The organism is Plantactinospora alkalitolerans, from assembly GCF_015690345.1.
GTDB classification, from domain to species: Bacteria; Actinomycetota; Actinomycetes; order Mycobacteriales; family Micromonosporaceae; genus Plantactinospora; species Plantactinospora alkalitolerans.
The window spans coordinates 21670-29056 of sequence record NZ_JADPUN010000218.1 but is presented as its reverse complement, the minus strand read 5'-3'; the positions used below and the strand labels follow the sequence as shown (position 1 = coordinate 29056).

The 7387-nt window shown below is 67.7% G+C and carries 8 protein-coding genes and 1 pseudogene; 2 read left to right on the top strand and 7 right to left on the bottom strand.

Annotated elements, in window-relative coordinates; all coding sequences use genetic code 11:
- The 5 genes and pseudogenes from I0C86_RS24735 to I0C86_RS24720 form a co-directional block, all read right to left on the bottom strand.
- Positions 1–826, bottom strand: an 826-nt coding sequence (locus I0C86_RS24735) for an alpha/beta hydrolase family esterase (protein WP_407676348.1), incomplete at its 3' end; no start/stop codon positions are given.
- A 145-nt stretch (positions 827–971) separates the two neighbouring features.
- Positions 972–1253 (bottom strand): hypothetical protein, encoded by a 282-nt coding sequence (locus tag I0C86_RS24730; RefSeq protein WP_230394719.1) that lies wholly within the window; start codon positions 1251–1253, stop codon positions 972–974.
- Between the two features lie 47 nt (positions 1254–1300).
- Complete coding sequence (locus I0C86_RS43715) at positions 1301–1609, bottom strand: transposase (RefSeq protein ID WP_323373831.1); 309 nt, start codon at positions 1607–1609, stop codon at positions 1301–1303.
- A 709-nt stretch (positions 1610–2318) separates the two neighbouring features.
- A pseudogene (locus tag I0C86_RS45555) lies at positions 2319–2399 on the bottom strand (DUF5709 domain-containing protein); the annotation flags it as partial.
- Between the two features lie 537 nt (positions 2400–2936).
- On the bottom strand, positions 2937–3875 hold the full coding sequence (locus I0C86_RS24720) for an NADP-dependent oxidoreductase (protein WP_196203668.1): 939 nt from the start codon (positions 3873–3875) through the stop codon (positions 2937–2939).
- A gap of 103 nt (positions 3876–3978) precedes the next feature.
- Between I0C86_RS24720 and I0C86_RS24715 the strand changes: the two genes are divergently transcribed.
- Positions 3979–4545 carry a TetR/AcrR family transcriptional regulator gene (locus I0C86_RS24715; protein ID WP_323373830.1) on the top strand — a complete coding sequence of 189 codons (567 nt, stop codon included), beginning with the start codon at positions 3979–3981 and terminating at the stop codon, positions 4543–4545.
- An 849-nt stretch (positions 4546–5394) separates the two neighbouring features.
- Here the strand turns inward: I0C86_RS24715 and I0C86_RS43710 are convergent.
- Positions 5395–5835: a site-specific integrase gene (locus tag I0C86_RS43710; protein ID WP_323373829.1), complete on the bottom strand. Its 441-nt coding sequence runs from the start codon at positions 5833–5835 to the stop codon at positions 5395–5397.
- Positions 5836–5896: 61 nt separating this feature from the next.
- Here I0C86_RS43710 and I0C86_RS43705 point away from each other — a divergent pair, with 61 nt between their 5' ends.
- Complete coding sequence (locus tag I0C86_RS43705) at positions 5897–6346, top strand: hypothetical protein (RefSeq protein ID WP_230394718.1); 450 nt, start codon at positions 5897–5899, stop codon at positions 6344–6346.
- A 569-nt stretch (positions 6347–6915) separates the two neighbouring features.
- Here I0C86_RS43705 and I0C86_RS24705 read toward each other — a convergent pair.
- On the bottom strand, positions 6916–7248 hold the full coding sequence (locus tag I0C86_RS24705; protein ID WP_196203667.1) for a helix-turn-helix domain-containing protein: 333 nt from the start codon (positions 7246–7248) through the stop codon (positions 6916–6918).
- Positions 7249–7387: the final 139 nt, after the last annotated feature.

The window sequence follows — 7387 nt, the reverse complement described above, 5'->3', positions numbered from 1 at the left end:
GGGTGAAGAACTTCCACACCTCCGGCTTGACCCAGCTCCGCGCGCCACTCTCACAGCCGGCGCACCCGTCCACCGGACCCTGCTGGTGGCCGCCGTCGAACGGCGCCCAGACGACCGGGTACCCGGCGCGGCACCCGGAGTAGGTGGTGATGATGTGGGTGCGGCTTCCGGCCGCCGGCTCGGGGGCGTTCTGGGCGGTGCAGCCGTTGTTCCGGACGAACCTGTCGCGCAGGGCCCGGCCATTCTGGATGCCGTCATTGATCCCGTGGATGCCCATATACGCCACCGGCCCGGTGCCGCCGCTGCATCCGCTGATCGTCCCCGGGGCCGCGATCGCCGCGACCGCACGGAACACATTCGGCCGGGAGCACGCCAGCGAGTAGCTCATCGCGCCGCCGTAGCTGAAGCCGACGGAGAAGCGCTGGCTCGTGTCGACACAGAGCGCGTTGTCGATCAGGCGGATCATGTCGTCGGTGAACGTCACGTCCTCGCCACCGGAGTTGGCCCAGCCGTTGTTGATGCCCTGCGGGGCGACGAAGATGGTGGTGTTGTTCGACTGGGAGAGCATGCCGTAGTAGGCCCAGGCATATCCGTCGGTCCCGCCCGTCGCGACCTGGCTGGCGGTGCCACCCAACCAGTGGAACCCGAAGGCCAACCGGTGCGGATAATTGTTGTTGTAGGTGTCCGGAAGCCGGAGGATGAAGCTGCGGTTCTTTCCACCGCTCTGGATGGTGTGGTTGCCACTGTTCAGCCCGGGGGCGTTGCCGCATCCGGCGGTGGACGCGAGGGCATTGGCGGCCAAGGGGGAAGTGCTCGCCGACGCCATGTGGGTGGCGGTCACAGCCAGGCCGACGACCAGAAGTCCGGCGGCGACGGTGGCGAGCAGTCCCTTGCGCCGAGAAGGGGGTTCGGCACGAAGCACGAGATACTCCAGTCCTGAGGTAGTGCGCGATGGGGGTCGCACCACCCCATTATGCAAACATCATACGTCTCATGTCAACGATGATCATCGATGCCCGCGGCTGACTGCCGAAGGCACTCCACCAGCCGTTATCCGAGCAAATCTTCCACGCGGTGCGCTCAGCCATCGCCTCTCCGGCGGTGCGGGCCTCATCGACCAGGAACCGGTACCCGAACTCCGGGTCATCGCGGTGCGCGTCCACCACGGCGTTCGCGCGGTAAGCGGCAACGAGTACGCCGTTACCGACGGGCCGGGCGAGCCACCTGTAGTAGGGCTGACGAGCGATCTTCAATACCCGGCACCTCACCGCCACGGGGATCCCGTCAGCGGCCAGCTCGCTCACGAGCGGGTAGGGCCTTTTCCCGGCAAGTTCGCCTGTGACAGGTACGCCGTAGCCCGGCGCAGGACCTCGTTCTCCTGCTCCAGCAGCCTGATCCGCTTGCGGGCCTCACGCAGCTCGGCTGACCCACTGCCGCTAACACCCGGTTTGACTCCAGCGTCAACGTCAGCCTGGCGCAGCCACTTGAACAACGTCATCGGATGGACCCCGAAGTCCTTCGCGACCTGCTCGACCGTCACGCCCGGATCACGGTCACGTGCCATCCCTACGACATCATCGCGGAACTCACAAGGGTAGGGCTTGGGCACAGCAACATCCTTCCAGCCCGCCACCAGGGCAAGCCATCTCGGATGTCACCTATCGGTGCAGCCGACCCCCACGACCTGTTTTCGGCGTGGCAAGAACTCTTCGAAGATCTCCTGCAACGGTTTCAGAAGGCGGGCCTCATCCCACATGAAGCGGGCGTCTCACAACTCGCCACGGGCCTCTTGGTAGCCGTACAGGGTGGCTACCTATTGGCGCAGGCGTCCCGCGACGTCAGACCAACGGCTTCCGCGATCGACATGGCCTTAGCGTATCTTCACACGCTACACAGCAAGTGGAATGTGGCATGATGAATGCCACTCGGGAAGCCCTGTCGTCTCTGCTTACCTGGAATACCCTACCGCCGCAGCGCGAAGAAACTGTATGACCTTTTCCGCCGGCACCTCACAGGGCCTGAGGATTGGCCCCTCAGAGGTGATCCAGACGTTTGCACCGAGTTGCTCGGTGGCGCCGAGTCGCTCCGCGTTGATGGAGACCACTTTGCCTCCTGCGCGAGTAGCACGCGTAACGCCCCAAGCTCGTCCAGCTACCGCCGCACGCGTCCAACCCTCTGGGATCGCTCTCAGCAGCGCGTCGAGCTCCTGGTCCCGTCCCCCGTCCATCGCCAGATCCTCCTGTCAGGCCGGTAGCTCACAAGCCGGTCGGAACCCGATGGTGTCACCTGAGTATCAGCAAGCCCATGCACACCGACGCCTACACTCCGAACGGGCCGTCGGGGATTATATGAATCGCTGCCTCCTCCGCGGAAGCGCCCTCGCCGCCGATGCCAACGTCCTGGCCTGAAGATCGGACGACGGGTCGTCAGCATCTTGGTAGCCCAGACAAGCCGACCCCGCCCTCAAGTATCCGACCTGGTCGTCGATCGGCCCGGCGTTAGTATCGGATGCGTCACCAATCCCATCACCGACCTCTTCAGCCGCGATGTCCCTCTCGAGCCAGGTGAACACCTGCGCCAGCACTCGCGGGTGAACCCATCGTCAAGGCGACGCGGAGGCAATTGACCGAGATCAACGGCCTGATCAACGAATACTCCCAGGTGGCGCTGGCCTGACCGACTTTCCGAGCGGTACAGGCCCGGCTCTCCCCGCTCAAGCACAAGAATTTGAACGTCCTGGGCCGCTACAACTTCACTCCACCCCGGCCGGCGGCGGCCTGTGGCCGCTGCGCGACCCGGACGCCGCCGGGCTCGACGAGGACGACGAGGAGTAGGCGGCGTCAGCCGGCCCAGCCTGCCCGGCGGCCGGGGGAGTGTCGGCCGGAGGAAATTAGGAGGGTGCTACCAGCAGAGCGCTCAGTCGTTTCGGTCTTGGTCTAACTGGTATGGGTCATGTCGAGGACGATCTTTCCCCGTCGGGGCGGTCGTGCGGCTGTCTCGTGTGCCTGTGCTGCCTGATGGGCCGGGTAGGTGTCCCGGACTGGAACACGGAAGCGGCCCCGGTCGGCGAGTGCTGTGGCTGACGTGAGTCCGTGGACGCCGTCGGGCTGGCCGCCGATGCGGCCCATGGACAGCCGAACTCCGTAGGTTGAAGCCTTGAAGTCGGCCAGTGTGACGACGCTGTCCGCGGTACCGGTCAGTTCGATCAGTTCATTCAGCGATCCGGCCCCCGCGACGTCGAGTGCCCGGTCGACCGGAGCGGCGGTCAGCGCGCGGATCCGGGCGGGCAGACTGTGTCCGTAGTCCACTGGTTCCACCCCCAGTTCCCTGAGGAACGGGTGGCTGTCGGGGCGTGCGGTGCCGATCACGCGGGCGCCGCGTGCCACCGCAAGCTGCACGGCAATGCTGCCGACGCCGCCGGCCGCACCGTCGACCAGCAGTGTCGTGTTCTCCTTGATGTCGAGCAGGTCTAGGGCGCGGGTTGCGGTCTCGATGCCAGTGCCCGCCGCGCCGGCTTCGGCCCACGTCATGCCGTGTGGTTTATGCGTCCAGAAGTCCAGGACCGCGTACTGCGCGCTCGCGCCGCCCAGCCGTGCGACGTCGACCGCGCCGAAGACCTCGTCACCGACGGCGTAGTCCATTACCCCGGCGCCGATCTCGTCGATCACTCCGGCGGCATCGACGCCGGGAATGTGCGGCAGGTCGAGGTTCTTGCTCATGGGGGACGAGCCGGCGCGCAGTCCGAGGTCGACGGGTGAGACGGCCGCGGTCCTGACGGCGATCCGCACCTGGTGAGGACCGGGGTGCGGCTCGGGCGCGGGGCCCAGGGTCAGGACCTCGGGCGGGCCGAACCGCTGGAACTGCACAGCAAACATGATCACCTCTCCCGCCCGGAGTCTCCGGGCGCTTCGATGAGGTAAACATCTTTCCGGAGCACCTGTTCCACTTCGGGAGCAACTGAGAGGGACGCGGAGAAAAGTGACTCGGAAAGTCAGGGCCGACGCGACCGACAACCATGCACACATCGTTGCGACCGCCCGTCAGGCCATCGCCGCAGAGGGCGTGGACCTTCCCATGCGCGAGATCGCGCGGCGTGCCGGCCTGGGCATCGCGACGCTGTACCGACACTTCCCCACCCGCACGGAATTGGTCAGCGCGGCCCTTGCCGGGGACGTGGCGGCCTGCCGGGCTGACATGCAGGCCGCACTGGCGGAGCCGGACGCCTGGACCGCGCTCAGCGGAGTCATCCGCCAGTTCGCGGAACACCAGATCCGGGCCCCCGGCCTCAATGAGGCCCTGCTGGGCTCACACACGGCAGGCGACGCGTTCCGCAACGACCGGCGGGCCCACGCCGCAGCACTGGAACAACTCGTCGCCCGCGCACACCAGCAGCGGGTCCTGCGGCGAAAGACCTCCGTCACGGACGTCCGCGTAGGCCTGATGGCGATCTCCTCGCTGCGCCCCACGCAGGCCAATCGACGACCCGATGCGATCCGCATCTTGCTGGGTCTGCTTCTGACGGGACTGCACTCGCCCGATCACTGAACTGCCGAGGGCTCAGGCCGCGCCGCGCCCCTGCCCTCTACCGTAAGCGGCCATCGGTCGAGGGCATATGTCGGCTTCGGTATACTGGTGAGACCGCCTATTCAACTGTCGCGAGTTCCGCTTCCATGAGCTTCTCTCGTCACGTTGCGTGACGGCTCAGCTTGTGTCCCATCGCGGTCTTTGTTGATCACCGGCTCGGTGAACGTGGGTCCGTCTGTTCCGTGAAGGAACCGGCGTCGGTGGTCAGCAGACCGGCTCTGTGATCATTCTGGGGTGACTATTTTTCCGCGACCGCGCGCCGGGTTCGTGATGAGAGCCTCGACCCCCGGCAACGGCGGGTGCGTTTGCGGAACTGCCTCTATCACTTCGCGCCGTATGGTTTCCACGCCACTTGGCATCACCTGGCGACCACTCACCGTATCCCGGGGTGTATCGAGGCCGATCCGTCGTCGCTGGTCCGCGCCCTCGACGAGCTCGAGACGGCCCATGCGCTGGTGCTACCGAGGGCAGCCGCTTTCGCCGCCCAGCGACGCGTGCAGAAGCGGGAGGGCAGACGCGTTCCGGCGGCGCTGCATCCGTGGGACTCATGGGGTTGCCACGACATCGCCTACTGCCCCGATCCGCGAAAGCATCCGGCCGAGCCGCTGCCTGTCGTGGTGGACCGGGTGCTCGATGCGTGCGCCGCAGGGGCCGACCGGGCCGGAAGGTGCCTGGTCTGCGGCCAGGAGGACTGGGACCTGTGGAGAGTCTGCCAGAACTGCGGCGTCGCGTCCGGAGGGCGAGGCAACCGTCACTGATGCATGGGTGATCGTCGTGTTGGGCTCCGCGTCAGGGCGCGGGAGAGGGCATCTACTTGCTGCGGTCACCCGGTGCGTAGTTGGACCAGGTGGTGCCGGCCTCGGCGGCGAGTCGCGCGGTGGTGATCTGGTGGTAGCCGAGTGCGGTGGCAACGATCGGGGCGGGCACGTCGAGGACGTGCTGGCGGATCGCGGCGGTGCGGCCGCTGGTGGTCGGGACGCCGAGTTCGTGGATCAGCGGCGACAGGGTGCGGGACTGAAGGGGTTGGCCGGCGCGGCGGCCAAGGAACAGCCAGCGCGAGTCGCGGTTGGTGGCGGTGCGCATGTTGGTGCGCTGGCCGAGGTAGTCGAGTAGCAGGACGGCGACCGGCTCGGGCACCGGTGAGGGTGGGTCACCGAGCCGTAAGAGGACCTGGTCGCCGTCGTGGACGACGTCGTCGATGGTGAGCCGGGTGATTCGGCTGACGGGCTGGGCGTAGAGCAGCAGGATCACCGCGGCGACCCGGGTGCGCAGCGGGGCACGGTCGTCGGTGAGGAGTCGGCCGAGCAGCCCGGTGCGATCGCGTGAGGAGTCGGCCGAGCAGCCCGGTGCGATCGCGTTCGGGCAGCGGCGCGCTGCCCGGTCCTCGGGCGGCGGGCAGCTCGAACCGCTGGGTGAGCCGGTTCGCGGCCGACCACTGCAGGAAGGCTCGGACGTTGACGCGGTCGCTGACGCTGTGCTCGATGGCCCAAGTGTCGACGTCGGCCTGGGTGCATTCGGCGAGCGCGCGGCCGTGGACGGCGAGCCAGCTGAGCAGGTCGGTGGCCGGGTTAATCTGTTCGCCGGCGTAGCGGCGCCCGGCCGGGGTGATCGGCCGTGTCTCGGCAGGGGACCGAAGCCGGGGCAGGACGTGCCAGGTCGCGAACCGGCGCAGCAGCTGGACGTGGTCCGGGTCGTCGACGTCGGCGATGTGCTCGTGCAGCCAGCGCTCGAACAGCAGGATCTGCTTGTCGATCGCAGGTAGCAGCCCGCAGGCCATGAGCAGCTCGCGCAGGTGCGCGGCCGCCCGCCAGGGCTCGAGCGCGCGGAACGCCTCGTGGGTCAGCGGAATCTCGCCGCGCGTGAGGCCGCGGAGGAAGTCTGCGGGTGCCCGGTGGCGCGAGGTCAGCCAGGCCAGCCCGGTCAACGGGTTGTCCATGCCGCGCAACTGCTCAGCGAGCGGCGCCAGCTTCGGGTGAATGCGGCCGGAGCCGTCGTCGAGGAGTTCGCCGAGCCGGTCAGCGAGCGTGCAACGGGTGCAGCGGCGGCCGCCGTGCAGTTTGCCCTCGTAGCCGCATCGAGCGCAGGTGAAGGACTGCGAGGAGCCCGCGCAGGTGGCGCAGATCAGGGCGCCGTCGTTCGGGCGGCGGCCCGGCAGTGCGCGATGCTGATCACACCCGGGTCAGGTTCCTCGAACTCGAAGAGCACGATCGACGCAGGTCCGACAGACGTAGCCGTCTGGCCAACTGCCCGCCTTGTTTCTGCGGCGGCCGCAGCGACAGCAGTCGGCCATGTACCAGCGTTCGTACTGCTCATCGGTTGCGTAGGGCCGGCTCATTCGTCTGGCAGGATCCGGGCCGGGCGGGGCCGGAACCTTCCGCCGGTGGGCGGTGCGGGCAGGTCGTCGGTGGCGGTCTTGCGGACGCCGGCGTTCTGCGCGCTGGTGGTGATCAGCTCGGCGGGGGTGCAGCCGAGGATGTCGCAGAACGCGGCCAGCACCTGCAGCGACAGCCGCTCGGGCGTGCCGGAGACCAGCCGGTGCACCTGCGAGGCGGACAGGTCGATGCCGCGCTCGTGCAGCAGCGGCACCAGTTCGGTGGCGGTGAACATCTTGTGCTGGGCCATCACCGCGCGCAGCCGCCACTCGTAGCCGACCTTGCGTTTCATGCCTTCCTCCCGGCCTGGGTCGCGAGCGCGGCCGCGGTGGTTGCGTCCAGGTGCCGGCGCAGGGCGCTGGTGCGGTAGTCCGACGAGACGCACTCTGGCGACGTCGGATATCAGAACTGTCTGAATGCCTTCCCGCGGT